The sequence below is a fragment of the Terriglobia bacterium genome (assembly GCA_035712365.1).
Taxonomy (GTDB): domain Bacteria; phylum Acidobacteriota; class Terriglobia; order UBA7540; family UBA7540; genus SCRD01.
On the sequence record DASTAW010000048.1, the window covers coordinates 301,221 to 326,356 of the forward strand.

Genomic DNA, 25,136 nt, shown 5'->3' on the forward strand with positions numbered 1-25,136 from the left:
TCTCATCTCTGAAAGCACGACGCGTCATTCCGATCCCGCAAAGCGGGAGAGGAATCTGTTTTTTCCGGGCAGTACCCTTCGATGCAGCAGATCCTTCGCTTCGCTCAGGATGACGTTGGCCAACGGATGTGATTTTTCGCATCCGCCGTTTATCTCACTGCAGCTACTTAGCTGAGTTCTGCTTCCGCATTTCCGCGCCAGCGCGTCTCGCGAACCAGACGCCGCCCAAGCCAGGGAAGCGGCGCAGTCACCAGGCCGTGCGCCCAGTCGGGGCAGTGAATCAGTCCGCGGGCCAGGCCTGCAATCCAGTAACTTCGCCGCACGGCCTCCGACAGGCTCCGGGTGTAATTCTCGGCCGCTGCTTGAGCATCGAATCCTTCGATCAGCGTGCCTGCGACCGCCTGCGCGGCCAGTCTGCCACTGTGCAAGGCCATTGAAATCCCCTCGCCGGTGAAAGGATCGAGAAAGCCCGACGCATCGCCCACCATCAACGCCCCGTCCTGCGCGGCCTGGCGCCGGGCCAGGCGTACCGGGGCCGTTGTTACCACGGGAGAAACCTGCGCCGCGCCGCGCAACCGGGTTTCAAGGGCAGGTAAATGGGACACCTGCGCCAACCACGCGGCGAAATCCTCCTGCACCTTCAGGCCCGCTTGCCGGGCGTGCCGGCGATGCACCAGGCAGCAGACGTTACAGGCCCCATCTTCCACCGGAGCCAGCCCGCAATAACCCCCGCGGAACAGATACATTTCAACCTTGTCGCGGCGTGCAATGCCGGCAAAATGCGCCTTGGCTCCAATCCAATCGCCGCGGCCTGGAAGCCCAGGCCGGCCCGCAGGCGAGCACAAACCCTCGATTGCCCACCAGCGCCCGCAGGCGACAATCAACGATCTTGCCTTTCGTCTACACCCGGCGGCAGTTTCAATTTCCCAAAGGCCGGCCCCGTTGCTCCCGCACTCTGGCGCGCGCACCCTGCACACGGCTTCGCCTTCATACGCCTCGACGCCAGCCGCTTCCGCCGCCTTCCAGAGCTCGTGGTCAAGGCGGCGGCGCGACAGCCCCATTGCAGGCCGTGGCAAGCCGAAAGTCCGCGACACGCCGCGGTGGGTGATGAATTGGGCGCCGTGAATTTCAGCGCCATCGGTGATGGCTGAGGGAATATAGTTTTCCAGAATGGGACGGGCTTCGGAAGAAATGAACTCGCCGCAAACTTTGTCGCGCGGAAAACGGTCCCGCTCCCACAGGGCGGCCCGCAGGCCATGGTGGCGGGCTTCCAGCGCCGAGATGGTTCCGGCGGGGCCTCCGCCGATGATCGCCAGATCGAGAATGCCTGAAGGCGGCGTCAATTTTTCCATAGTAAAAGTCCCAGCCGGTAGGCAGGAAGCCGCTCGACTTCAAAATCGGTGAAGCCGGCGCGCGCGGCCAGAGCTGCCAACTCGACCTTCGTGTATGCCTGGCGCACGCTGGCCGCGCCGTCATGGCGTGTGATGCGGCTGCGCGCAAAGGGCCAGGCGAGACGGATGAAAATATAGGGTAGAAGATTTCGCTCGAGGTCGTTGATCAGCACGGCTCGAGAGGCGATGCCGGCAAGAGTGCGCAGTAACCGAACGGCTTCATCGCCGGAAAAGTGGTGCAGAAAAAGATTGCAGATGACCACATCAAAAGACCCGCCTGCGAAAGGAAGCTGGAAAACGTCAGCGACGATCTGTGACAACTTGCCGGAGGGACCGTTCCGGTTGCGCAGATGGCTAAGGCGGCGGTCGAGCGCCACAAACCGGGCGCTCCGGTTGGACCGCGCCAGCTCGGATTCGAGATGCGCCGCAAGCCGCGAATCGCCCGCGCCCACGTCGAGGATGCGCGCGTGCCGGGAACCGCTGCGCGCGAAATAGCGGTCCAGCAGATGCAGACAGCCGGATACGCCTCCCAGCCAGCGGTTGATTCGCCACAGGTCGTCAAAGCTCTGCCGGATTTCCTCGGGTGTGCCGAGGTCATCGTCAAGCCATTCCTGTGAGGGAGCGCGAAGCACGGAGCCATCCTTCTCTACGCGGCCCGCGAAACCACCAGCGCGGAATTTTTTGACCCGAACGCGATGCAGTTGCAGAGGGCGTGTTCAATTTCAATCTGACGCGACTGGTGCGGCACGTAATCCAGGTCGCACTCCGGGTCGGGCACATCGACGTTGAGGGTGGGAGCGGCACGCCCGTCGCGCATGGCCAGCAAGGTTGCGGCGAGTCCCGCCGCGCCGGAAGCTCCCTGGGGGTGTCCAATCATGGACTTCAGCGCCGAAGCGGGCACGCGATAGGCGCGATCGCCAAGGGCCAGCTTGAGCGCCCGGGTCTCGATGCGGTCATTGAGCACCGTGGACGTGCCGTGAAGGTTCACGTAATCCACCTGGTCCGGGCCGATCCTCGCCTGCTCCATTGCCAGGCGCATGGCGCGCGCCGGCTCTTCGCCGTTTTCTTCGAGGCGCACACGGTGGAAAGCTTCGCAGGTGGAACCGTAACCTGAAATTTCACCATAGCTGCGCGCGCCCCGTGCCTGGGCGTGCTCGTCAGCTTCAAGAACAAACATCCAGGCGCCCTCGCCCAGCACAAAACCGTCACGGTCGGCCGAAAACGGCCGCGAGCCACGTTCCGGCTGACTGTTCCATGAAGAAGTGAGGATGCGCATCAGAGAGAAGCCTTTCATGATTAAGGGCGCCAGAGGAGCGTCGGCCCCGCCGCACACCACCACGTCCGCCATTCCGCATCGGATGTTCTGCGCGGCGTAACCGATTGCGTCGGTCGATGAGGTGCAGCCGGTCGAGATGAGGTGGCTGAAACCGCGAAAGCCGAAGTGCATTGAGATCTCACTGGCAAGCGTTCCGATGGTCGCGGAGGGGATCGTATAAACGCTGCATTGACGCGCCTGCCCGGAGTAGTAGAGTGCAAATTGATGCTCGACAAATTCCTGGCCGCCGCCGCCTGAGCCCAAGAGTACGGCGACGCGGCGCCGGTCTTCCACCGCCATTTTGGACGGGTCGAGCCCGGCGTCCGAGACGGCCTCATGCGTGGCCGCAATCGCCAGGGGCACCACGCGGCTGACATTCGTCGTGTCCTTTTCACTGATGTAGCGAGTTGGTTCAAAACCTACAACTTCACCCGCGATCTGAACAGTGAGCATCGACGGATCGAAACGCTGGATGCGGCGAACGCCGCTCCTGCCCTGGCAGCATGCCTGCCAGAAGGCCTCGCGACCGAGCCCGTTGGGGCTTACCACGCCGATGCCTGTCACCACAACACGGCGGCTCAATTGGCCCTCCTGACGATGCAACAGATTACCTTCTCATCTGGTTTTCGGCTGTTTATAAAATAAGAACGACGGCCGGGGAAAATAATCCTGAGGTACCCAAAGCGACACAACGGTGCGCGAGAGGAAATCGCGCGCTCAGCGGATGCGGTCGAGGACAATGTTGTAGGTGACCTCAAAATCATTTTTTATCTTAACCGTTCCGAATGCGGTGCTAAAGGGTTGGATGTTGAAATTGGTCAGTTTGAACGTCGTTTTTCCCCGAATTTGCAATTTATCGCCAATTTGTTGACAATCCAGCGAAAATTGCTCCCTGCGGGTGACGCCGTGAAGCTCGACGGCGGCCGTCATGCGCCAGGCGGCGTCCTGCTCCGTCGGACTAAACGAGACCGAGCGGAGCTTGATCACAGGAAAGTTTTTCACGTCAAGCTGGGTGGGCCCGAGCATTGTCTCTTGCACCTCCTTGCGATCGGCAGCGCCTGCCCACGGGTCAATCACCGCGAGAGACGCCGACTCACCCAGCAGTTCGGCTGCCCAGCCATCGGCCGGCGAAAAATTTGCTTTGCCTGAAAAATGATCCAGAGTGATCAGGTGATTGCCTCCCAATCCGCCCAGCAGCCCGCCTCTGAAGAGGTGAATTTCAATCCGGCTTTCTTTCGCATCGACCCGGTAGCACCCCGGGCCCTGAGCTGGCAGCATCCTCGGTGCGGCGGGAAACGACGCCAGAGTAAGAAAGAACAACAGGAGCGCCCGTCTGGCAGGAGCAATTGTCGAACACGCGCAAAACCTGTTTTGAAGATCAATTCCGGCGGTTCGCAGTCGCCTGCCGCGGGAACCAGGGGAAATTTGATTATCCAATCGCTGTCGCTCACTCCTCAGGAACTGCGCACGACATCACCCGCACCCGCAGGCCAAACGCCGCCTCAATCTTAGAGGCAAGGGGGACCCAAATCAACAGGAAGAACCCGGAAAAACAGGGTGTCGGCCCCGACTACTGCCCGAGAGCTGGAACGAGCGCAGGAGGGTTACAACCGAGGGGTTTTCCCCGTACAGGAACGCCCTGCCAGCAATTCGCGGGACGAGTGGGAATTTGAAAATCATTTCAATACGGCCTCGGGTCTGACTTTCCCGATCGCCTCCCGGTAGCCTCTTAACATAGTCGCCCAATTTCCGGCGCCATTTCGTATTGTAAGTTTCAAGCACGGCTGCAGGCGAAGGTCCCTTCAGCGCCTGGTGGACGACATCAACGGCGACCTCTGCGCTCACCATGGCCGGATATATTCCTTCTCCCGTCGAGCCGGAAACAAAGCCAGCCGCATCGCCAATCAGCATCACGCGACCGCGCGCCAGGGCGGGAAGGCGGTAAACGCCTCCCACAGGATCGAGATCGAAATAAATCTTTTCCTCTGGCAGATCGTCTGGGACCTGTTTCTTCTCACGAAGCGCGCGGACAAACTCGCGAAAAAGCGGCTGAATCGAGCGGCCGTCCTTCAAAAGAGCGCCAATGCCGATGCAGACGTGCCGGCGCTTGGGGAAGACCCAGCCGTAGCCTTGAATGTCCCTGAACTCCAGGAACACCTTGAAGGGAAACCTCTCGCCGTAAAATGCTCTGATGCGCTCGGGTGGGAATGGAACGTCGGTGTTGGCGCACAACACGTAATCGCCCGGCGACCATCCTTTGTGCAGACCCGCCTTGACGGCAACCCGGCTGGACGCGCCATCGGCGCCGATAAGGACACGCCCTGTAACTTCCCTGCCGCCCTCAAGCCGCACGCGGACACAGTCCCGCTCCTCCACCAGGTCAGCAACGGCCGAGCCGCCCATGAACTGCGCACCCGCCTCCATCGCGATCCGGCGCAGTCCGTCGTCGAATTTGGACCTCAAGGACAGATAGCCGGACGGACGGCCTTCCACGTACCGGGCCTGCCTCTCAATCGCGCGATCATAAAATGCCACGCCATAGAACGGGTTCTCGACCAGCTCTGAAAGCGAACTCTGTAGATAGGTGAACCGTTCAAAGGCCAGGCGGTTGATCCAGCTTGCGCAGGTCTTGTGACGGGGAAAATTCGACCGGTCAACGAGGAGTGTGGAATAGCCGCGATCTGCGAGCAATCTGGCTGCGGTGGAACCGGCTGGCCCCGCTCCAACCACGATGACATCTGCACCATTATTCATCGCCACTAACCGTCATGTCCGCACAGAAACACGCAAAGGGAAGTGTCACGGCAAGCCTGCCCCGAAAGCACCCGCGGTCTCACAATAAAGTTCAGTGGCATTTTCATCCGTCTGCGGGAGTCCGGGCTTCAACTCACGTGGCGCTTCACGCTTTTTCGCTGCTTTCGGGAGCCCGGATGAGAATAAGGACGATGGCAGTCGCCAGCAGTGGAACGGTACCGGCGGCTACGAAAGCGGGAAAGTAAGAAAACTTGTCAACAATATATCCAATCAGAAGCGTAAAAGCGGTGCTCACCAGTCCCGCGCCCAGCCCGCTGAGTCCGGTGACAGAAGCAACCACATCCTGCGGAAAGAGGTCGGAAGGAAATGTCAGCCCCATGGTGGACCAGCTCGCGTATCCCCACGTGGCAAGGCTGATCAGCAACAGAGCGGACATCGCGCTGTGAGCGGTGGCGGCAGGGATGCCGGCAAGAATGGGCACTGAACTCAAAATGCACACCAGCTTGCGCGAGCGAATCACGGGCATTCCGCGCTTGATGAAAAATCCGGTCGCAAACCCTCCGGTGAAGTTTCCAATATCGGCGGCAAGAAAAGGGATCCAGGCAAACGCGCCAATCTGTTGCAGGCTGAACCCGCGGGCCTCGCTGAGGTATGCCGGGAGCCAGAACACGTAGAACCACCAGATTGGATCGGTCAATGAGCGCCCCAGGACGATGCCCCAGACGTTCCTTTCCTTCAACAGGCTCAACCAGCGTTGGGCGCCCTTCAGCGCCGAGGGGCCTGGCGTGCCCCGGCGCTCCTGGATCATTTTTCGCTCCTCTTCGCCCAGCCGGGGATGCGAGTTGAAGGGATGATAAAAATACAGCCACGGAATGAGCCAGATGAAGCCCAGAAGCCCTGCGGCCACGAATGAGTATCGCCATCCAAATTCATAGGCGATGAACGCCACGAAGGGCGGCGCGATAACGGCGCCAACGCTCGAGCCGCTGTCAAAGATGGCCACGGCAAGCCCGCGCTCATCAGCAGGAAACCACTCCGCCACGGTCTTGCTGGCCCCCGGCCAGTTGAAGCCCTCGCCGATTCCCAGCATGAAGCGGAAGACGGCAAGCGAAAACACGGAACTGGCCATCGAATGCACCATGCTCGAAATCGACCACCAGATCATGGCCAGGGTCAGCCCGCGCCGCGTGCCGATGATGTCAATGATGATGCCGCCGATCAGCCACATGCCTGCATAAGCAATCTGGAATGCCGACACAACGTAGGAGTAGTCCTCGTGGGTCATGTGGAACTGCTGCATGATGACGGGAGCGAGGACGGAAAGGGTCTGCCGGTTGATGTAATTAATGACCGTCGAGCAGAAAAGCGTCCAGACAATAAACCATCGCAGGCGCTTAATCGGTTTGGCTTTGTCGTCCAGCATGCGGTTCAAACTTCAAGCAAATCAGTTTGCCTCATCGAGCAGTCATTGCGGTAACTCGGCAGACGAGGCAGGGTCAAGATATACGGTCGTGTTGGGATGCTTCCGCATGATGGTGGCCGGGCAGCGGGTGGAAATCTCTTCGGTCAGCGTGCGGCGGACAATGTGCGCCTTCCGCTCTCCGGGAACCGACGCGATCAGCCGGGGGACGCGAAGCAGAGTGGGAATGGTCAGGGTGATCGCTCGCGTGGGCACCGCCGCGAGATTTGGAAACCAGCCTTCGTTCACCTGCTGCTGACGACATTCCGCGTCGAGGGAAACGATCTTGATGTCTAGCGGGTCCTCGAAATTCGCTTCAGCCGGATCGTTAAAAGCCAGATGTCCGTTTTCCCCGATCCCCAGCAGGCACAATTGCGGTTTCAGCTCCCGCAACAGGTCCGCGTATTTCCGGCACGTCTCTTCAGGATTGGCGCTGGTGCCGTCAACGCCGTGAAACTCACGCATCTTCACCTTGCTCGTGAGCCGTTCGCGCAGATAGCGTCGGAACGACGCAGGATGATCGTCCGGAATTCCGAGATACTCATCCATATGAAAACCTATAACCTTGTCCCAGGGCAAACCTGGAATGGACGTCAAAGCCTCGAGAGTTGCCATTTGGGAAGCCCCGGTTGCAAAAATCACAGCGACGGTCTCGTTCTGCGCCGCCAGCGAGCGCAGGCTCTCGGCGGCGGACTCGGCCGCGGCCTTACCCATTGCCTCGATGCTTTCATATGACTCCACTTTCAGGCGTTCCACCTTAAGAGATCTGATGATGCTCGTGCTCATTGCATTAGCTCCTTGCTGATAGGTGTAAGATTCATCCGCCACGACAAGCTCAGTCCATGGCATCGTAAGAACCGGCACTATAAAAGCGGGCATCCCGGGCTCATTGACCCGTCATTTCGAGGCCATGGCTTCCTGTTGTTGTTGGAGGATGTGCCACAGGGTACCACTGAAGATCATGGCCTGGGACTGCTGCGACACCCCGCAGGCGTCGAGCATTTCGTGATACCGCTTCAGCTCGCGGTCAAACTCCTCCAGCTCTCCGCCGAACACGTCGGAACCGAACACCAGCTTTTCAAAAGCGCTGTGCTCGGATTTGGGCGTGTGCGGACTTACAACCCCTGACCACCAGAAAATGGATTTAAAGAAGGTGTAATCGTTCTGCTTCTTGAGCAGAGATGATCCGGAAAGGTCTACGTAAAAGTTGGGGTTCCACCGGGCGATTTCCGCACCCCAGGCGTAATCGGGATTGCCCATATGTGCCGCGACAACGGTGAGCTTCGGAAACTTTCTGGCGATCAGGTCTAACCGCATGACCTGCATTCGCGCGATGCTTACGTCCATCGACACATTCGGATGTTCGCGGTTCACGATGCCGGTATGGAACAGAGCGATCATGTGGTACTGTTCAGCGCGTTTGTAAATGGGAAAATAAACTGGATCGTCATAATTGTGCAGGACGTATTCCAGTTCGCCGATGCCGCGAAATCCGGCTTCATGGGCCAGGTCGATGTCCTCGAGAGCGTGCGGGCTGTCCATGTCGATTTCGGCAAAGCCCACAAAGCGGTCAGGATGCGCGTGGATGAAGGGCACCGCCGTTTCCATATCCGAAGGAGGAACCAACAGAAACGCCATGCCGTCCACCGACTCCATTTTCGCCAGCACCTTCTGCAGAAAGGCCGGGTCGCCGTTATAATGGAGATGCCCGTCGATGATTTTGGGCTGAGCGGACTGCGCCCAACCCGGGCCGCAAACAAAAATGCACGTCATTATAGCGAACAGCAGGCTGATCTTCTTCATCTTCCCTCCTGATAATTGTCACAATTCGGTTTACGGCTGGCCTGGTTCCCGCGCAAAGCAATCGTCGAGCCAGGACCAAATCCGGCCGACAGCATCAATTTGAATAAAAACGGTCGCGATACTCCCTGCACCCGTTGGCAGGCGTTTCATTGATGAGGCACCGTTGAAACGCGACTGGCCGCATTTTACCATTCGATCAGGCAGTGACAAGACTTGTCTTTGCCACCTTCACACCTCTTCCGGAACCGTGAATGGCGCGCGATAGCCGCGTCCGCCGTCTCGCACCAGTTCTGCGGCCTCCTCATCGCCAACCACCTCCTGAGTTTCGGGGTTAAAGTTCACCGTGCGCTTGAGGCGATAGGAGGCGTTCGCCAGGTGTACCAGCGCACAGGACATGTGCCCCTCCTCGATGGGCGCGTTCAGGTCTTCCTTCTTTCGGCTGACGACACAATCGACAAAATTCTGGAAATGGACCACTTCATCGTCGTCGTACCGGCCCTCCGTACCGGGCCGCTGCTCCTTGCCCAGCCAGGTCCTGTAGTTTTCAGGTTCATCGCCATCCGCAAGCGCGATGTAGCCTTTCGAGCCGTAGAAGAGGTTGCCGATCGCGTTATGGGTTCCGGACAACGGACCCAACTTGGGTTGGTCGCCCGAGGCAGCCGACCGGTTGCCTGCCCCCACCACCGCCTCGCCGTTGGTGATCCAATGCCGGACTTCGAATTCCAGCATGCGGGTCTTGCCGTCGGGCATGTCGTACTCGAAGGCGCAGGTCACCGTATTAGGAGTCTCCTGGTCGTCATCAAACATGAAGTGGCCGCCCAGCGCGGTTGCCCGGTTGGGGAACCCCAGCCCCAGGCCCCAGCGTGCCACGTCCACCTGGTGGATTCCCTGGTTGCCCAGATCGCCGTTGCCGTAATACCAGAACCAGTGCCAGTTATAGTGGAATCGGTTGTGGGTGAAGGCGTGCTCGGGGGCCGGACCGGTCCACAGGTCATAGTGCACCCCGGCGGGCACCGGAGCGACGGGAGCGCGGCCAATCGTGTCCCGCCACTTATAGCACAAGCCGCGGCTCAGATAGATTTCTCCGATCTCGCCGTTGTGGACCCGTTCGATCGCTTCCCTGGCCGTCTTGCTTGAGCGCGACTGCGTGCCGTGCTGGACAATCCGGTTGTACCGGTTGGCAGCCTGCACCAGTTGCCGCCCTTCCCAGAGATTGTGCGAACACGGCTTCTCAACATAAACGTCTTTGCCGGCCTGGCAGCCCCAGATGGCCATCAGCGTATGCCAGTGGTTCGGGGTGGCAATGGATATGGCATCGATCGATTTGTCCTCAAGCAGTTTCCGCACATCGTAGTAAATCTTCGGCCGGGGTATTCCCTTTTTTTCCATCTCCCCCACGCGCTGGCCCGCCACGTTCTCATCGATGTCGCAGATTGCGGCGATCTCCGCGTTGCGGATCTTGGCGTAGTTCTCAACGTGGTCGAAGCCCCGGCCATGGACGCCGCAGATAGCTACGCGGACACGGTCATTCGCGCCAAAGATCTTCTCCGGGCGGGTGAAGAAGCTGACGCTCGAGAGCGCGGCCAATCCTGCCGAGGCACCCGCGCCGGTCTTCAGAAAATCTCGGCGGCTTACTTCTGGCTTGTTGGATTCTTCTGGCATGGCATCCCCTTTCCTGTCATCGTTCCCAGGACCAAACGTGCCCCTGGCTCACTTCTCCTGGGCGGCATACTTCTGGTAGGCGCCTGCTACGTCGGCCTGCTTATAGTCGCCGTGGTGAATAAAGACGCGGTAACGGAAAAGCAAAGACTTACCCTCATGCACGGTCCAACTGCCGTCCTGCTTGGGATCACGGGTGAAAAAGCTGAGCCCGAACGGGTTGGCCGCGAACAGGCCGTAACCGCGAGCGTGCCAGTAGGTGGGATGGCGGAAGCTTCGCGGGCTGTCGAAGACGGCAATTCCCAGGTTTTCACCCTTCACCGTCCCGTCGTAGTTTACCCAGTTGGCGCGAGTCCCCCAGATGCCCTTCTCTCCCTCCGCGCCATTTGAATCGACCATGCGCGCCGGGGGCGAATTCAGCTCCGGCGCCAGCCGAATGCCGAACGTGCCCTCTTTGGTGTCTCCAAACACCACGGGGTTGCGGCCGGCATGGACCACAAACTGGCAGTCAATGGTCCGGGTGTCTCCGTCGCCGTGGAAAGTAAAGGTCTGGGTCTCCGTGGCAATCACGCGATTGTTGGGAGATATCAGGTCAAATTCAGCCTGAATCGTTCCAGAGTCGGGACCGCCCTGCATTTCGTCAATTTTTGTGAGCACCATCCGTCCATAAGCATGGCCCTCGCCCTCACGTCCGTATAATTTGTTAAAGACTTGCTCACTCCAGAAATCCATGCCGTTGACGTCTCCATGATCAAAATAGAGTGGCCGCTGATGAGGTTCGAGGGAGCGGTCGTGGAGGTTAGCCGCCGGAATCGTGTTTCCGATCGGATAGCTGCGAGTGATGATGTTTCCCTGCGCGCTGCGCAGAGGCTGTAAGTACGGCTTGGCGACATCAGGATTAAAGTAATAAGTCGTGAAAGGCTTCCCGCCAATCGTCACATGGATTTCAGAACCCTGCCTTTGAAACTGCACCGCCTCCGCGGCAGCCATCGCCGATGGGGAAAAACAGCACAATGCGCCCGCGAGCGCGAGTAGAATGACTGCGGTCCTCTGCATCATCGTCGTTTTGCACCTCCGTATGCCAGGATTTCAGATTACCGGCATGCTGATGTTCTTCAGGCGCATCGCCGGGGGTACTTGCAGGAAACCCGGACTCCTCCGGGCCATCCCGTGCAACCGTTCCCGCCAGAAGCTAGCATGCCGCGACGGGATGATAGCACGAGACCCAATCAAGATCACAACATTGAACGCCGAAGGCGATCAGCCTTTCTAAGTGGCAAACCTAAGCCGCTTGTTTACCAGCTTTGCCAGTAATGGTCAAGGCAAATTTCCGTAGAATTTCAGAAAAAACCGTATCAAAATTGGACTGGCGGAGTGGCGCGTCGATCAAAAACCCTTGAGTTTGTGGAGAATATGTCTGGGAAGACATCGCCACGCCAGAGATCGTGTTTCTACAAATACGGACTCGTTTACGAAAAACCATGCAAATTGACAAATTTTCTGGTACCTTCTTCCAGATAATTCCATAACGATACTCCGGGGCGCGCCGTGCTGGTCGCCCCCGGCGGCGAATGCAGTCGGATGAAAGGACTAATACCATGGCAGGAAAATTAAGGGTTCAGGAACTTGCCACCAGAGCGAGCGTAAGTGTCGCTACCGTTTCGCGCATCCTGAACGGCTCGGCGCGCGTCAGCCAGGAACTTCAGGACCGGGTGAGGAAAGCGGCGGCTGAAATTGGAATCAATCTCCAGGACACAACGCGCTCGAGGACCGTCGCTTTCGTTCTTGGCAATCGTCACATGCTGCACATGTTCCATTCCAGAGTGCTGGCCGGCGCTCAGGACTACTGCACGGCGCATGGGTGGGACGCCATTTTCCTTTCCTACAATTACCAGCCAAGCGTTCCCTGGAAAGAACTGCGTTTCCCCCAGGTGTTGCGAAGGCGCGACATCATCCGGGCGGCCATCCTGGGCGGAACGCATTCGGAGAATCTCCTGATTGCTCTGGGGCATCGAGGAATTCCCTTCGCGGCGCTGGGCAACAACCTGCTGCTGAACGAAACTGAGCACCTGGATTATGATGTCGTTTACTCGAACGACCTGCAGAGCGCCTATGAATTGACCCGCTATCTGCAGAGCCTGAATCATCGGAATATCTGGTTCGTAGGCAACACCAAGCTTCCCTGGTTCGCCCGCTGCTACAGTGGGTATAACCGTGCTATGAAAGACGCCGGGCTGCTGCCTCGCTTGAGCGAGTTCTACTCTCAGGATGAAGAGGAGGTGGGCTACCTCGCAGCCAAGTCGATCCTGGGAGGCGGTCAGGCGGTGACCGCCATCTTTGCCGGCACCGATCCTGCAGCGCGAGGCGTCTATCGGGCCGCCCGGGAAGCCGGGAAAAACATCCCCAATGATTTGAGCGTGGTGGCCTGCAATGATACCTACGGCGCGCTGCTGAGCCCGCCGCTCACAACCATCAGGGAGTTTCCGGAACTGCTGGGCAGCCAGCTTGTAGAGCTGGTGCTCAGCCGGATTGCCGATCCGGACCTCCCGCCCCGGCAGGTGACGATTCCCACAGAGATTATCAAGCGGGAATCCTGCGCGTCCCTTTCGACTGTGGCCGTCCACGCGGTCTCAAAGAATTAGAGGATTGCTGAAGATCTCATTCGGCAGTCTGGACGCAATAAAATACTTGCTGCACCATAACTAAGCGAACTTACCAGATTCCCGTCAGCGGGAGCAGCACGGCGCCGAGGCGTTTCACCTTGCTTCCGCACTCGACGCACCTGAATACTGCTGATCACCCGCGACGCGGAGGTTGTGAATTGAGAAGAGCGGCCATTGCGGTTCTGTTGACGATTCTCAGCGCCGGCATTTCCCAGGCTGCAACTCACCAGACCGTATTGCTTTGGCCCAACGGCGCGCCCGGCGCTCAGGGCAATCAGCCTGAGGACACGCCGACCCTCACCATTTTCCTGCCTGATCCGGGCAAGGCGACACGGGCGGGCGTTGTGGTGTGCCCCGGCGGCGGCTATGTCGAGTTAGCCATGCAGAAGGAAGGAACGGATATCGCTGAGTGGCTCAATTCCATCGGTGTTGCCGCTTTTGTTCTGAAGTACCGGCTGGGGCCGCGCTATCATCATCCGATTGAGATGTGGGACGGCCAGCGCGCCGTGCGGTATGTCCGCTATCACGCCGAAGAATACGGCATCGCGCCGGACCGCATCGGCATCTGGGGATTTTCCGCCGGCGGGCATCTGGCTTCCACCGTCGGCACGCACTTTGACAGCGGCAAGGCGCAGGCGGCTGATCCGATTGACCGCGTAAGCTGCCGGCCCGATTTTATGGTGCTCGCCTATGCCGTGATTTCGTTTGTGACGCCGTACGTCCATCGAGGATCGATGCGCGCCTTGCTCGGCGATCACCCCGACCCTAAGCTGCAGCGCCTGCTTTCGAATGAGCTCCAGGTGACTGCCGAAACTCCGCCCACCTTTCTGTTCTCCACCAACGATGACACCGGCGTTCCCTGCGAGAACAGCGTCTTGTTTTTTCTGGCGCTCCGCAAGAACCACGTTCCGGCGGAAATGCACATCTTCGAGCCCGGACCGCACGGAGTGGGTCTCGCGCCGACCCACGCGGCGCTCTCCATCTGGCCAACGCTGCTTGCCAACTGGTTCCGTACGCGCGGTCTGCTGAAGTGATACTCGCGGGCTTCCAGCGAGCGGCGGGTTCCGCTACGCGGCGAGTTTCCTCCCCGCTTTTCTGCGCCACCACGACGTTGAGTGCTCGCCCTTTCGGCTGGCGCGACTGCGGCTTCACGTGCAAAAAGACTTGCCTTTTTCCTGTTGCTTCGGCAAGTTTGTTGGTGCAACGCTTAGCACACTCGTTACTGGAGCTTGTACATCGGATAGCGCGCGGCGCGGGCGCCAGGGAGAATTGATGGATAACGGCACGGTCTATTGGGTTGGGCTCTCACAAATTGAAGGTCTGGGGGTCCGCGGTGTCCACAAGCTGGTTGCCCACTTCGGCTCTCCCAAGGCCGCGTATATGGCCTCTCTGACGGAGCTCGAGGGTTCGGGTCTTCCCGCGACCGTGTGCCATTCGGTTTTTTCTCAGGCTGGGCTGAAAGAGGCCGAAAACGAGATAGAAGCTGCCTTGAAGTCCGGTTGCCAGTTGATCGATTATGAGAGTCCGGCTTATCCTTCGTTGCTCAGGCAGATCGCCGATCCGCCGCTGGTACTTTACGTGAAGGGCGATGTCCGCGCGCTTTCCGGGCACTGTGTGGCCATCGTCGGTTCCCGGCGGCCATCCGCTTACGGATTGCAGGTTGCGCGGCGGTTGGCGCGCGACTTGGCGGAAAGGAACCTGGCAATCGTCAGCGGCCTGGCACGGGGAATTGATTCTGCTGCTCACCACGGTGCGCTTGAGGCCAAAGGGAAAACCATCGCTGTCCAGGGCAGAGGCATGGACGGGATTTATCCGGCAGAAAACAGGCGATTGGCAGACAAGATCCTGGAATTCGGGGCCGTGATTTCGGAATTTCCGCTGGGCACGGGGCCGACTCCCGAAAATTTTCCCATTCGTAACCGCGTGATCAGTGGACTCTCACTGGGAGTCATGGTGGTCGAAGCCAGTGAATACAGCGGCTCCCTGATTACGGCGCGATTGGCGACCGAGCACAACAGGGAAGTATTCGCTGTGCCCGGCAACATCACGTCGGCGCAAAGCTTTGGTCCTAATCACCTTATCAAGCAGGGCGCCAAGCTGGTGGGCGAGTGGATGGATATTGTGGAGGAATTCCCGCCGGAGGTCCGCATGCAACTCCTGCCGTCCGACGAGGCATCGGATGATGGGCGGGACAATGCAGGATCCGGGGCGCTCTTCGAGGAGTCTTTGACGCAGGAGCAGAAGGAAGTCTTCGAGGCGCTGCGTGTGGATGAGTCGCTCTTCGTCGATTCAATCCTGGACTCGGTCCGGCTGCCTCAGGCGCAGGTCATGCAGGCCCTTCTGGAGCTGGAAATGAACGGCTTGGTCCGCCAGCTACCGGGCAAAAATTTTATTCGTAAGCTATGATGGAATGTAACAAGCTCAACTAAAGGGCATCTAAGGAGAAGCGGACCGGGACAGGATTGATCCCGGTCACGGGTTGCTAAAGTATGGCTAAATCATTAGTTATCGTCGAATCACCGGCTAAGGCCAAGACGATTAACCGCTATCTGGGCGCCGGTTATACCGTCAAAGCCTCGATGGGACACGTGATGGACCTTCCCAAGAAGGAACTGGGCGTGGACCTGGAGAACAATTTCAAGCCGAATTACGAAGTGATCCCTAGCAAGAAGGAGACCATCAAGTCTCTGAAGTCTGCAGCAAAAGATGCGGATACAATTTACCTTGCTGCCGACCCTGACCGCGAAGGCGAGGCTATCTGCGCGCATCTGCGCGAGTTGCTGGACTCCAAAAAGAGAAAATTCTATCGGGTACTTTTCAATGAGATCACCCGCGAAGCCATTCGCAAGGCTTTTGAAAATCCCCAGGAAATCGATACCCGGCTGGTTGACGCCCAGCAGGCGCGGCGCGTTCTGGACCGCCTGGTGGGCTACCAGGTAAGCCCGCTGCTGTGGGACAAGGTGAGGCGCGGGATTTCCGCCGGGCGCGTGCAGACCGTTGCCCTGCGCCTGATCGTCGAGCGTGAGCGCGAGGTTCAGGCTTTCAAAAAAGAAGAGTACTGGACGATTGGCGCCAGGCTCGAAGGCAGGAATCCACCGCCGTTTGAAGCGCGCCTGTTGAAGTTCAAGGACAAGGAACTGGAAATTCCGGACCAGGCCGCCGCGGACAAACACCGTGCAGCGATTGAGAGCGCGACTTTTCAGGTGAGTTCCGTTGAAACGCGCGAGCGGCGCAAGTTTCCGGTGCCGCCGTTCATCACCAGCAAACTCCAACAGGAGGCCGTCCGCAAACTTCGCTTTACCGCCAAGAAAACCATGATGCTGGCCCAGAAGCTTTATGAGGGCATCGACCTCGGCGAAGGTCCGGTGGGCCTCATCACGTACATGCGTACGGACTCGACCCGGGTTGCAGACAGCGCTCTCGAGTCCGTTCGGGCCTACGTCAAGAAGACCTATGGCGCGGAATATCTGCCGGAACAGGCCATCAGGTACAAGACCAAGAAGGGCGCCCAGGACGCGCACGAAGCAATCCGCCCCACAGCCATGGACCGTCCGCCTGACTCGCTGCACGGGCAGCTTTCCGCCGATGAGTTGAAGCTCTACCGGCTCATCTGGCAGCGCTTTGTGGCTTCGCAGATGAACCCCGCCGTCTTTGACCAGACCACCATTGACATTGCCGCGGGCGATTATCTGCTGCGCGCCACGGGATCAGTCGAAAAGTTCAAAGGTTTCCGCGCCGTTTACGAAGAGGGACAGGACGACAAGGCAGCCGAAGACGGCGATGAGGCGGCTTCGCGGCTTCCCGCGGTGGAGAAGGAAGAATTGTTACGCTTGCTCGGCCTGATGCCTGAACAGCACTTTACGGAACCGCCGCCGCGATACAACGAGGCGACCTTGGTGAAGGCATTGGAAGAGAAGGGCATTGGGCGCCCTTCAACTTACGCCACCATTCTTTCGGTCATCCAGAACCGCGATTATGTCGAGAAACTCCAGGGACGGTTCCTTCCCACCGAACTCGGCATGGTGGTGAACGATTTGCTCGTCAAAAGCTTCACCGACATCTTCGACGTCGCCTACACGGCGCGCATGGAAGAAGAACTCGATGAGGTTGAGGATGGCAAACTTACCTGGACTGGAGCGCTGGCCGAGTTCTACGAGAAGTTCCGGAAGGAGCTTAAGGCTGCCGAGCGCGAAATGGTTGACCTCAAAGGCGAAGGCGTCCCCACCGACCTCCAGTGCGAACAGTGCGGCAAGCCCATGGTGATCCGCATGGGACGCAGCGGCAGATTTCTTGCCTGCACCGGCTATCCCGACTGCAAGAACACCAGCGACCTCCCGCCGGAACTGGCCGCGAAGTATGGCACGCCTTCTACTGCTCCCGAGGTCCCTGAGCAGGCCTGCGAGAAATGCGGTAAGCCGATGGCCTTGAAGCGGGGACGCTTTGGCTACTTTATGGCCTGTACCGGCTATCCCGAATGTCGCAACACGAAGAAGATTGTGATGAAGGAAGGCGAAGCCACCGCCGTGGCCGACGTTCCGCTGGATGAAAAGTGTCCCGAGTGCGGCAATAATCTGGCAAAAAAGCACGGACGCTATGGCGAATTCATCGCCTGCAGTAACTATCCAACGTGCAAATTCGTCAAGCGGGAAACCTTGGGAATCGCCTGCCCGGAGGAAGGTTGCACCGGCGAAATCGTGGTCCGCCGCACCAAACGCCGCAAAACGTTTTACGGCTGTACGCGCTATCCCGACTGCAAATTTACGGTGTGGGACAAGCCTGTGGCCGAACCCTGCCCCGACTGCGGCTCGCCAATCCTGCTGGAAAAGAACAATAAGAAAACCGGCGAGGTCACACGGTATTGCCGCAATGAAAACTGCAAATACGAGCGCATCGTAGAATAAGACGCCGGCAAGCCCGGTGCCCAACCCCACCTCCGCTGACGAGTGCTAAGCAATCGTGTCTTTTGATGTCCCTCCATCGGTCATTGCGGTCCCGCGAAGCGGGGAGGAACCTGCTTTTCCGTTTGGGGAGTAAACTCCGCGGGTTTCCTGGCGACTTCTGATTGCTTTCGCTCGACCGCGGCGGTAGAATCGCCCGCATGAAAATGCGTTGGGTGGTCACATTATGTTTGCTGGGTCTAATCACCGGCTGTTCTCAGCAGGAAGCGCCGAAGAAGGCGGAGCAGTCGGCCTCATCAACAATCGGCTCGATCGTGCGGCTCGATCCGGCGATTGATGCCATCATTCCCCAGGGGGCAACCGTCGAGAAAATTGCCGGCGGTTATGAATGGACCGAGGGGCCCATCTGGACTCACAGCGGCGTCCTTTACTTTGCCTCGATTCATCACAACAGCATCAACAAATGGGTTCCAGGCCAGGGCGCTTCGGTTTTTCTCCATCCCAGCGGCTATCTGGGGACCAAACCCTATCCGGGGCCGGAGTCCGGCTCAAACGGCATGACGCTTGACAAGCAAGGCCGCCTCACAGTTGCGGGCCACGCGCAGCGCGATATTTATCGCTTTGAGTCGCTGGAACCCGGCGCAAAGCTGACCGTGCTCTGCGACAGCTATCAGGGCAAGCGCCTGAGCAGTCCCAATGACCTGGTCTATAAATCCGACGGTTCGCTCTATTTTACTGATCCGCCTTACGGCCTGCCCACACAGAGCGACAACGATCCGCTGAAGAAGCTGCCGTTCAATGGCGTTTACCGTCTGCCGGGCGCAGCCGCGCACAAGCCTGGAGCGCCGCCCGACAATCGCCACCTTCAGCTTCTGATTAAGGACCTCACGCGGCCCAACGGCATCGCTTTTTCGCCCGATGAAAAATATCTCTACGTCGCCGTTTCCGATCCTGGCAACATGGTTTGGATGCGTTACGATGTCAAGCCCGACGGCGCGGTGGCCAACGGCAAGGTTTTCTGCAAAGCCGATTCCAGCCAGGGTGCGGGCGGTCCGGACGGCATAAAGGTGGATGAAAAGGGAAATCTTTACGGCGCGGGTCCGGGTGGCATCTGGATCATTTCGTCTGAAGGAAAGCATATTGGAACCATCAAGCTTCCGGAACGGGCCGCTAATTGCGCCTGGGGCGATGCGGACGGCAAAACCCTTTACATGACCGCCAGCACCAGCGTGTATCGCATCAAACTCAACATTGCGGGCGTTCGACCCTAGAGAAGATACCGGAAAGAAAGGCTACTCATGGTGATCAGGATTTCGCGAACGGCCAGAGGTCTGCTCGTCGCCGCCATTTTGTGTGTCTGGGCCTCGCCGATGTCCGCGCAGCAACTCAAGTACGCTTCGCTTGGCAATTTTCAACTGGAAAACGGGCAGGTGATTCAGGGCCTGAGGATCGCCTACCGCACCTTCGGAACTCTGAACGCACAGAAGTCCAATGTGGTTGTCTTTCCCACCTGGTTCACGGGCACCACAAAGAACCTGGTGCAGTATGCAGGTCGCGGCAAAATGGTTGACACTTCCAGGTACTACGTCATTCTGGTGGACGCGCTGGGCGACGGCAATTCGTCCTCGCCGTCGAACAGCAGGTCGCAGCCGCGCATGAAGTTTCCCGAATTCAACATCAGAGACATGGTGAAATCGGAGCACGAGCTGCTAACGCGCGCCCTCGGAATCTCGCACGTTCACGCCGTGATCGGAATTTCCATGGGCGGCATGCAGACATTCCAGTGGATGGTCTCTTATCCCGGTTTTATGGATGAAGCCATTCCCATCGTCGGCTCCCCGCGCCTCACTTCCTATGATCTGCTGCTCTGGACGGCTGAGCTACACGCCATCCAGTCGGCGGCGGATTGGGACCACGGCAACTACTCATCGCCGCCGGTCGAAGCCATGGACACCGTCGCCGACATCCACACTTTGAACCTCACCACGCCCGCCTACTTTGCAAGCCACACCAGCCGCGCGGAATTTTCAAAATTCATCGCCGACAAACAGAAGGCAACCATGGAAGACTTTGACGCAAACAACTGGATCCGGCAGTTGCAGGCCATGATGGCCAACGACGTTTCAAAACCTTTTGGCGGCTCGATGGAAAAAGCCGCAGCGGCGGTCCGCGCCAAGGTGTTGGTGGTTCCAAGCCTTCAGGACCACATGGTCAATCCGCAGCCTGCGCTCGATTTTGCCAGGCTGATCCACGCTCGAGTGCTCCGGCTCACATCCGATTGTGGACACATCGCCACCGGCTGCGAGTTGAACAAACTCGAGCAGGCGGTCAGCGGTTTCCTCGTACAATAACCACGCAAAATCAATAGCGTTGGTACGATCATATCCTCGCATTGGTTGCTATAATCATTCAGGCGACCGATGGTGGAACAGGTTCTCATTGCGGGAGGCGGTCTGGCGGGCAGCGAAGCGGCCTGGCAGCTTGCCCGTCGCGGCGTTCGTGTCACCCTCTGCGAAATGCGCCCCCGGTGCTCAACACCCGCCCACAAGACGGACCACCTTGCAGAGCTGGTTTGCAGCAATTCGCTCAAGTCCAACGCTCCTGGCGCGGCTTCCTGGCTGCTTAAGGAAGAGATGCGCCGTGCGAGTTCGCTGCTGCTGCGCCTGGCCGATGAATGCGCAGTGCCCAGCGGCTCGGCCCTGGCCGTCGATCGCGAGCGGTTTGCGGCGTCCGTCACACGAGCCATCGATGAGCATCCGCTCATCACCCTCCGTCGCGAAGAATTGACCGAAATCCCCGGCGATCGTTTCGTGCTCATCGCCACCGGCCCGCTCACTTCCGACGCACTTGCCGAAAGCCTTCAGCGCCTCGCCGGGACCGAAAGCCTGGCTTTTTACGATTCCATCAGCCCGATTGTCGATGCCGAAACCCTCGACATGGACCGCATCTTCCGCGCATCGCGTTACGGCAAAGGTGGCGATGATTATCTGAACTGCGCGATGTCGCAGGAAGAATACCGCGCCTTTCATCAGGCGTTGATGAGCGCGGAAACCGTCCAGGCACACGAGTTCGAAGACGTTAAATATTTCGAGGCCTGCCTTCCCATTGAAGAGCTGGCGCGCCGCGGCTTTGACACGCTGCGATTCGGCCCCATGCGCCCCGTGGGCTTTATTGATCCGCGCACCGGCCGACGCCCCTACGCCCTGGTGCAACTCCGCGCGGAAAATCTGCGCAGTTCGAGCTACAACCTGGTTGGTTTTCAAAACCACCTGAAATTTCCCGAGCAGAAGCGCATCCTGCGCTTGATTCCGGGCCTGGAAAATGCGGAATTTCTCCGCTACGGGCAGATCCACCGCAACACGTACATCAACTCGCCGGTCCTTCTCAATCCCGATCTGAGTTTTCGCTCGAGCCCGCAGGTTTTCATCGCCGGACAACTCTCAGGCGTTGAGGGTTACGTGGAGTGTATCGCAACCGGATTGCTGGCCGGCACGGCGCTGGCCCAGCGGGTGCGGCAGAAACATTTCGCTCCGCCGCCCCGGGCGACGGCGCTCGGCTCGCTGGTCCACTACGTCACCCACGCCAGCCCGCAGAATTATCAGCCGGCAAACATCGCGTTCGATCTTCTGCCGCCCATCGAGAGACTGCCAACGCAGGTTGCCCGTGACCGCCGCGCGCGCCGTGAAAAACAGTGCGAGCGGGCGCTCCATGAATTGGAGCCATGGCTTGAATGTGTAGCGCCGGGCTTCAGCCCGGCACATGCCGCCCTGAAGGGCGGCGCTACAGGTCCCATGACTTCCGCCGCACCACGCTAGAGGTGAATCTGGCGCAGACCTTATGGACGACCTGATCGAGCGTTACATCGAGTATTTGAAATTTGAGCGGAACGCTTCGCCGCACACCGTGCGCAACTACCAGAGCGACCTCGTCCAGTTTCGCGATTTCCTGGCCGGGAAGGACGAAGCCGCTGCCACGCCACACCATACCGGGCAGGGCAAGGTTGACGTTGACGCAGTGAACGCGATCAGGATCCGCGCCTACCTTTCACACCTGTTTAAGATGCAGGAGCAGAAATCGTCCGTCGCGCGCAAGCTGGCGGCGATTCGCGCCTTCTTCAAATTCCTGGCCAGAGAAAGATTGATTGCTGAAAACCCCGCGTTAGCCGTCTCAACGCCGAAACTCGAAAAGAAGCTTCCGCGCATCATGACCGAAGAAGAGATGAACAATTTCCTCGACCGTGTGGCCCAGGCGGCCCAGGGCGGCGAGCCGGCGATCCTGCGCGATCGCGCCATTCTGGAATTGCTTTACGCCTCGGGACTCCGGGTCAGCGAGCTTGCGGGGCTGGATCTGCGCAACGTCAACTTTGGCGACGCTTTTGTGCTGGTGCGCGGCAAAGGTGACAAGGAAAGGATTGTTCCCTTCGGCTCAAAGGCCAAGGGAGCGCTCGATGCCTACCTGCCCGCCCGCGAACGCCTGCTGCGCGAAGCCCGCACCGGCTGTGCCGCGCTCTTCCTCAACGTTTACGGCCAGCGGCTCACCACGCGTTCCGTCGATCGCATTCTCAAACGTTACGTACGGACCTTCGGCCCCGACATGAATGTCAAAGTCAGCCCGCACTCGCTGCGCCACGCCTTCGCCTCGCACCTGCTGGCCGAAGGTGCCGACTTGCGCGCCATCCAGGAAATGCTCGGCCACAAAAGCCTCGCCACCACGCAGCGTTACACCCAGGTCTCCATCAAGCAGTTGATCGACGTCTACGACCGTACCCACCCGAAAGCGTGACGCGTTGTGGCACAGCGGCCCGCCCCCTCAGGTGGGATTTTGAATCCGATAAGACAAAAGGAAAGTTGTGGATCGTTCAGAAGGGCCGCGTCCGTGAGTACCAGGAAGAAGAGGCGAAGGATGAACGTCGCTACAACTCCCGAAAATTCCATTACGCGTATCCCCTTTCCTTGACTTCATTCCATGGCGGCGACATAATCTCAATTCAGTTATGCAAGAAGCGGTGATTATAGCCGCCGTCCGCACTCCGATTGGCAAGTTTCAAGGTTCTCTTTCCGCCCTTTCCGCGGTGGAGCTTGGGGCCTGTGTGGTGCGGGAAGCTGTGCGGCGGGCGCAGATTGAGCCGGCCCTGGTGGACGAAGTGATCATGGGCAACGTGGTCTCGGCGGGCCTGGGACAGAATCCTGCCCGCCAGGCGGCGCTGAAGGGCGGACTTGACCCGCGCGTGGCGGCGATGACCATCAACAAGGTGTGCGGGTCGGGCCTGAAAGCGGTGGCGCTGGCCGCGCAGGGCATCGCGACGGGCAACAGTGACGTCGTGGTGGCAGGCGGTATGGAATCGATGAGCAACTGCCCGTATCTGGTGCCCGGCGCCCGCCAGGGGCTGCGCCTGGGCGACAAGACGCTGGTGGATTCCATGGTGCATGATGGCCTTTGGGACGTCTATGAAGACTTCCACATGGGCATGACCGCCGAGCTGGTGGCGGAAAAATACCAGATCTCGCGCGAGCGCCAGGATCGGTTTGCACTCGAAAGCCACCGGCGCGCCGTTGCGGCCATCAAAAGCGGAAAGCTGAAAGACCAGATTGTGCCTGTTTGCGTGCCCGGCAAAAAGGGCGAGATGCGGGAGTTTTCCGTTGACGAATCGCCCCGCGAAGATACTTCGCTTGAGAGGCTGGCCCGCCTGAAGCCGGCTTTCAAACAGGGCGGAACGGTGACTGCGGGCAACGCTCCGGGAACCAACGACGGCGCCGCCGCCACGCTGGTGACCTCGGCTGAAACCGCGCATAAGCTGGGGAAAGAGCCCCTGGCGCGGATTGTGGCGCAGGCGGTGAGCGGAGTGGAGCCGCGCTGGGTGATGATGGCGCCAGTGGACGCCGTCGAATCGCTGCTCAAGAAGACCGGCTGGAAAGTGGAAGATGTTGACCTGGTGGAGCTGAACGAGGCCTTTGCAGTGCAGGCTGTGGCCGTGATCGAGCAACTGGGACTCGATCCGCAGAAGACCAACGTGAACGGCGGCGCAGTGGCGCTGGGACATCCGATCGGCGCCTCGGGAGCGCGCATCCTGGTGGACCTGCTCTACGAGATGGAACGCCGCGCCGCGCGCCGCGGAATTGCCGCTCTGTGCCTCGGCGGCGGCAACGCCATCGCGCTGGCGGTGGAAAGAACAACTTCGGGTGGTTAGGCGATTGGGGGAAATGGGAACTGGGGAAGAGAATGCGGCCCAGGGAGGCCCAACGCATCCAGTTTCGCGCCGTGTTCCATGGCGGGCCGCGCTACTCAGTGTGGCAGTCGCAGGACTCGGTGAGTTGTACAGCGGACGGCCGCTCCGGGCGCTCGCAGTCAATGTAGCCGCGCTCGTTGCCGGACTGGTCTACTTCAAATCGCTGTTCATTCCGCTCCAGCCTTGGAATATCCTCGCACCGTCACTAATAATCCTATCGGCTGGAGCCTACGTTCTAGGGGACTCCGTCTACTGCGCTCGTAAAGCTCCCCGTGACTACCGGCTGAGAGCCTACAACCGGTGGTACGTTTACGTTCTTTTAATAGTCCTATTTGGGGCAGGGCAAGATTCACTGAAGTCTATTATCCATTCTGAATTTATGGAAGGTCGCAAAGTTACGTCAGAATCCATGTTTCCTACAATGTTGAAAGGAGATTATTTCCTGGTTGATAAGAGAGCCTATACAGGGCGTACGCCGCAGGTTGGCGACATAATCGCCTTTCGCCTCCCCACCAATCCCTCGGTTGTGTACGCCAAAAGGATTGTCGCAACGGGTGGAGAAATACTGAAGGTCAAAGATGAAAAGGCCTTTACCGACGGGAAGCCTCTGGACGAGCCATTCGTGCAACCGCCAACTCAGCCGATGCCTTTGCGCGACGACTTTCCGCCTTACCCAGACTTCCCGGCGGCCAGACTTGTTTCTGCGGCATTCGACCCTAAATGGGTACAGCAGATGCCTCAGTTCATCCGCAGCGACGGCATCCACGTCCCACCTGGCGACTTTTTTGTCATGGGTGATAACCGTCTACATTCGTATGACAGCCGTCACTGGGGCTTTGTCCCGCAGGCTGATATCCTGGGGAAGGTTAGTTCAATCTATTTTTCGTGGGACGCTGTAAATCGCCACGTTCGATGGTCTCGCATCGGTGAAGTTCTCAGATAGAATGGGGGACTGCCCGGTCTTGTTA

At 59.1% G+C, this 25,136-nt stretch carries 20 protein-coding genes; 10 read left to right on the forward strand and 10 right to left on the reverse strand.

Annotated features, from left to right (window positions below; translation table 11 throughout):
• Nucleotides 1–167: 167 nt before the first annotated feature.
• From VFQ24_15320 to VFQ24_15365, 10 genes are all read right to left on the reverse strand, one after another.
• On the reverse strand, nucleotides 168–1,352 hold the full coding sequence (locus VFQ24_15320) for a hypothetical protein (protein HET9179724.1): 1,185 nt from the start codon (nucleotides 1,350–1,352) through the stop codon (nucleotides 168–170).
• A complete protein-coding gene (locus VFQ24_15325; protein HET9179725.1) occupies nucleotides 1,340–2,023 on the reverse strand; it encodes a methyltransferase domain-containing protein in 684 nt (227 codons plus the stop codon). The genes VFQ24_15320 and VFQ24_15325 overlap by 13 nt, the downstream gene beginning before the upstream one ends.
• Before the next feature lie 14 nt (nucleotides 2,024–2,037).
• On the reverse strand, nucleotides 2,038–3,288 hold the full coding sequence (locus VFQ24_15330; GenBank protein ID HET9179726.1) for a beta-ketoacyl-[acyl-carrier-protein] synthase family protein: 1,251 nt from the start codon (nucleotides 3,286–3,288) through the stop codon (nucleotides 2,038–2,040).
• A gap of 135 nt (nucleotides 3,289–3,423) precedes the next feature.
• Complete coding sequence (locus tag VFQ24_15335) at nucleotides 3,424–3,984, reverse strand: YceI family protein (protein HET9179727.1); 561 nt, start codon at nucleotides 3,982–3,984, stop codon at nucleotides 3,424–3,426.
• 252 nt (nucleotides 3,985–4,236) lie between these two features.
• Nucleotides 4,237–5,460 carry an NAD(P)/FAD-dependent oxidoreductase gene (locus tag VFQ24_15340; protein ID HET9179728.1) on the reverse strand — a complete coding sequence of 408 codons (1,224 nt, stop codon included), beginning with the start codon at nucleotides 5,458–5,460 and terminating at the stop codon, nucleotides 4,237–4,239.
• 145 nt (nucleotides 5,461–5,605) lie between these two features.
• A complete protein-coding gene (locus tag VFQ24_15345) occupies nucleotides 5,606–6,883 on the reverse strand; it encodes an MFS transporter (protein HET9179729.1) in 1,278 nt (425 codons plus the stop codon).
• 42 nt (nucleotides 6,884–6,925) lie between these two features.
• Nucleotides 6,926–7,705 (reverse strand): glucosamine-6-phosphate deaminase, encoded by a 780-nt coding sequence (locus VFQ24_15350; GenBank protein HET9179730.1) that lies wholly within the window; start codon nucleotides 7,703–7,705, stop codon nucleotides 6,926–6,928.
• A 111-nt stretch (nucleotides 7,706–7,816) separates the two neighbouring features.
• Nucleotides 7,817–8,722 (reverse strand): amidohydrolase family protein, encoded by a 906-nt coding sequence (locus tag VFQ24_15355; GenBank protein ID HET9179731.1) that lies wholly within the window; start codon nucleotides 8,720–8,722, stop codon nucleotides 7,817–7,819.
• A 228-nt stretch (nucleotides 8,723–8,950) separates the two neighbouring features.
• The gene (locus VFQ24_15360) at nucleotides 8,951–10,384 is read right to left on the reverse strand and encodes a Gfo/Idh/MocA family oxidoreductase (GenBank protein ID HET9179732.1); all 1,434 of its coding nucleotides are present in this window, start codon (nucleotides 10,382–10,384) and stop codon (nucleotides 8,951–8,953) included.
• Between the two features lie 48 nt (nucleotides 10,385–10,432).
• Nucleotides 10,433–11,440: a PmoA family protein gene (locus VFQ24_15365; protein HET9179733.1), complete on the reverse strand. Its 1,008-nt coding sequence runs from the start codon at nucleotides 11,438–11,440 to the stop codon at nucleotides 10,433–10,435.
• A gap of 539 nt (nucleotides 11,441–11,979) precedes the next feature.
• On the opposite strand from VFQ24_15365, the gene VFQ24_15370 reads away from it, so the two are divergent.
• The 10 genes from VFQ24_15370 to lepB all read left to right on the forward strand — a co-directional run bounded on the left by VFQ24_15370 (nucleotide 11,980) and on the right by lepB (nucleotide 25,111).
• Complete coding sequence (locus VFQ24_15370) at nucleotides 11,980–13,023, forward strand: LacI family DNA-binding transcriptional regulator (protein ID HET9179734.1); 1,044 nt, start codon at nucleotides 11,980–11,982, stop codon at nucleotides 13,021–13,023.
• Between the two features lie 179 nt (nucleotides 13,024–13,202).
• The gene (locus VFQ24_15375; GenBank protein HET9179735.1) at nucleotides 13,203–14,078 is read left to right on the forward strand and encodes an alpha/beta hydrolase; all 876 of its coding nucleotides are present in this window, start codon (nucleotides 13,203–13,205) and stop codon (nucleotides 14,076–14,078) included.
• A 238-nt stretch (nucleotides 14,079–14,316) separates the two neighbouring features.
• A complete protein-coding gene (gene dprA, locus VFQ24_15380) occupies nucleotides 14,317–15,450 on the forward strand; it encodes a DNA-processing protein DprA (protein ID HET9179736.1) in 1,134 nt (377 codons plus the stop codon).
• 83 nt (nucleotides 15,451–15,533) lie between these two features.
• Entirely contained in the window at nucleotides 15,534–17,945 is a 2,412-nt protein-coding gene (gene topA, locus VFQ24_15385; GenBank protein HET9179737.1) for a type I DNA topoisomerase, read from the forward strand.
• Between the two features lie 197 nt (nucleotides 17,946–18,142).
• Nucleotides 18,143–19,213: an SMP-30/gluconolactonase/LRE family protein gene (locus VFQ24_15390; protein HET9179738.1), complete on the forward strand. Its 1,071-nt coding sequence runs from the start codon at nucleotides 18,143–18,145 to the stop codon at nucleotides 19,211–19,213.
• Nucleotides 19,214–19,240: 27 nt separating this feature from the next.
• Nucleotides 19,241–20,293 carry an alpha/beta fold hydrolase gene (locus VFQ24_15395; protein HET9179739.1) on the forward strand — a complete coding sequence of 351 codons (1,053 nt, stop codon included), beginning with the start codon at nucleotides 19,241–19,243 and terminating at the stop codon, nucleotides 20,291–20,293.
• 69 nt (nucleotides 20,294–20,362) lie between these two features.
• Entirely contained in the window at nucleotides 20,363–21,757 is a 1,395-nt protein-coding gene (gene trmFO / locus VFQ24_15400) for a methylenetetrahydrofolate--tRNA-(uracil(54)-C(5))-methyltransferase (FADH(2)-oxidizing) TrmFO (protein HET9179740.1), read from the forward strand.
• Nucleotides 21,758–21,779: 22 nt separating this feature from the next.
• Nucleotides 21,780–22,724, forward strand: a complete 945-nt coding sequence (gene xerC / locus VFQ24_15405) for a tyrosine recombinase XerC (protein HET9179741.1) — start codon at nucleotides 21,780–21,782, stop codon at nucleotides 22,722–22,724.
• A gap of 211 nt (nucleotides 22,725–22,935) precedes the next feature.
• Nucleotides 22,936–24,129, forward strand: a complete 1,194-nt coding sequence (locus tag VFQ24_15410) for an acetyl-CoA C-acetyltransferase (protein HET9179742.1) — start codon at nucleotides 22,936–22,938, stop codon at nucleotides 24,127–24,129.
• 13 nt (nucleotides 24,130–24,142) lie between these two features.
• Entirely contained in the window at nucleotides 24,143–25,111 is a 969-nt protein-coding gene (gene lepB, locus VFQ24_15415) for a signal peptidase I (GenBank protein HET9179743.1), read from the forward strand.
• Nucleotides 25,112–25,136 lie beyond the last annotated feature (25 nt).

Bases quoted from the DNA above. Each gene is read 5' to 3' on its own strand.
- xerC (HET9179741.1), top strand. From the start codon at position 21,780: ATGGACGACCTGATCGAGCGTTACATCGAGTATTTGAAATTTGAGCGG.
- VFQ24_15340 (HET9179728.1), bottom strand. From the start codon at position 5,460: ATGAATAATGGTGCAGATGTCATCGTGGTTGGAGCGGGGCCAGCCGGT.
- VFQ24_15345 (HET9179729.1), bottom strand. From the start codon at position 6,883: ATGCTGGACGACAAAGCCAAACCGATTAAGCGCCTGCGATGGTTTATT.
- VFQ24_15410 (HET9179742.1), top strand. From the start codon at position 22,936: ATGCAAGAAGCGGTGATTATAGCCGCCGTCCGCACTCCGATTGGCAAG.
- VFQ24_15355 (HET9179731.1), bottom strand. From the start codon at position 8,722: ATGAAGAAGATCAGCCTGCTGTTCGCTATAATGACGTGCATTTTTGTT.
- VFQ24_15390 (HET9179738.1), top strand. From the start codon at position 18,143: ATGAAAATGCGTTGGGTGGTCACATTATGTTTGCTGGGTCTAATCACC.
- VFQ24_15320 (HET9179724.1), bottom strand. From the start codon at position 1,352: ATGGAAAAATTGACGCCGCCTTCAGGCATTCTCGATCTGGCGATCATC.
- dprA (HET9179736.1), top strand. From the start codon at position 14,317: ATGGATAACGGCACGGTCTATTGGGTTGGGCTCTCACAAATTGAAGGT.
- lepB (HET9179743.1), top strand. From the start codon at position 24,143: ATGGGAACTGGGGAAGAGAATGCGGCCCAGGGAGGCCCAACGCATCCA.
- VFQ24_15335 (HET9179727.1), bottom strand. From the start codon at position 3,984: ATGCTGCCAGCTCAGGGCCCGGGGTGCTACCGGGTCGATGCGAAAGAA.
- VFQ24_15370 (HET9179734.1), top strand. From the start codon at position 11,980: ATGGCAGGAAAATTAAGGGTTCAGGAACTTGCCACCAGAGCGAGCGTA.
- VFQ24_15395 (HET9179739.1), top strand. From the start codon at position 19,241: ATGGTGATCAGGATTTCGCGAACGGCCAGAGGTCTGCTCGTCGCCGCC.
- topA (HET9179737.1), top strand. From the start codon at position 15,534: ATGGCTAAATCATTAGTTATCGTCGAATCACCGGCTAAGGCCAAGACG.
- VFQ24_15350 (HET9179730.1), bottom strand. From the start codon at position 7,705: ATGAGCACGAGCATCATCAGATCTCTTAAGGTGGAACGCCTGAAAGTG.
- trmFO (HET9179740.1), top strand. From the start codon at position 20,363: ATGGTGGAACAGGTTCTCATTGCGGGAGGCGGTCTGGCGGGCAGCGAA.
- VFQ24_15360 (HET9179732.1), bottom strand. From the start codon at position 10,384: ATGCCAGAAGAATCCAACAAGCCAGAAGTAAGCCGCCGAGATTTTCTG.
- VFQ24_15365 (HET9179733.1), bottom strand. From the start codon at position 11,440: ATGATGCAGAGGACCGCAGTCATTCTACTCGCGCTCGCGGGCGCATTG.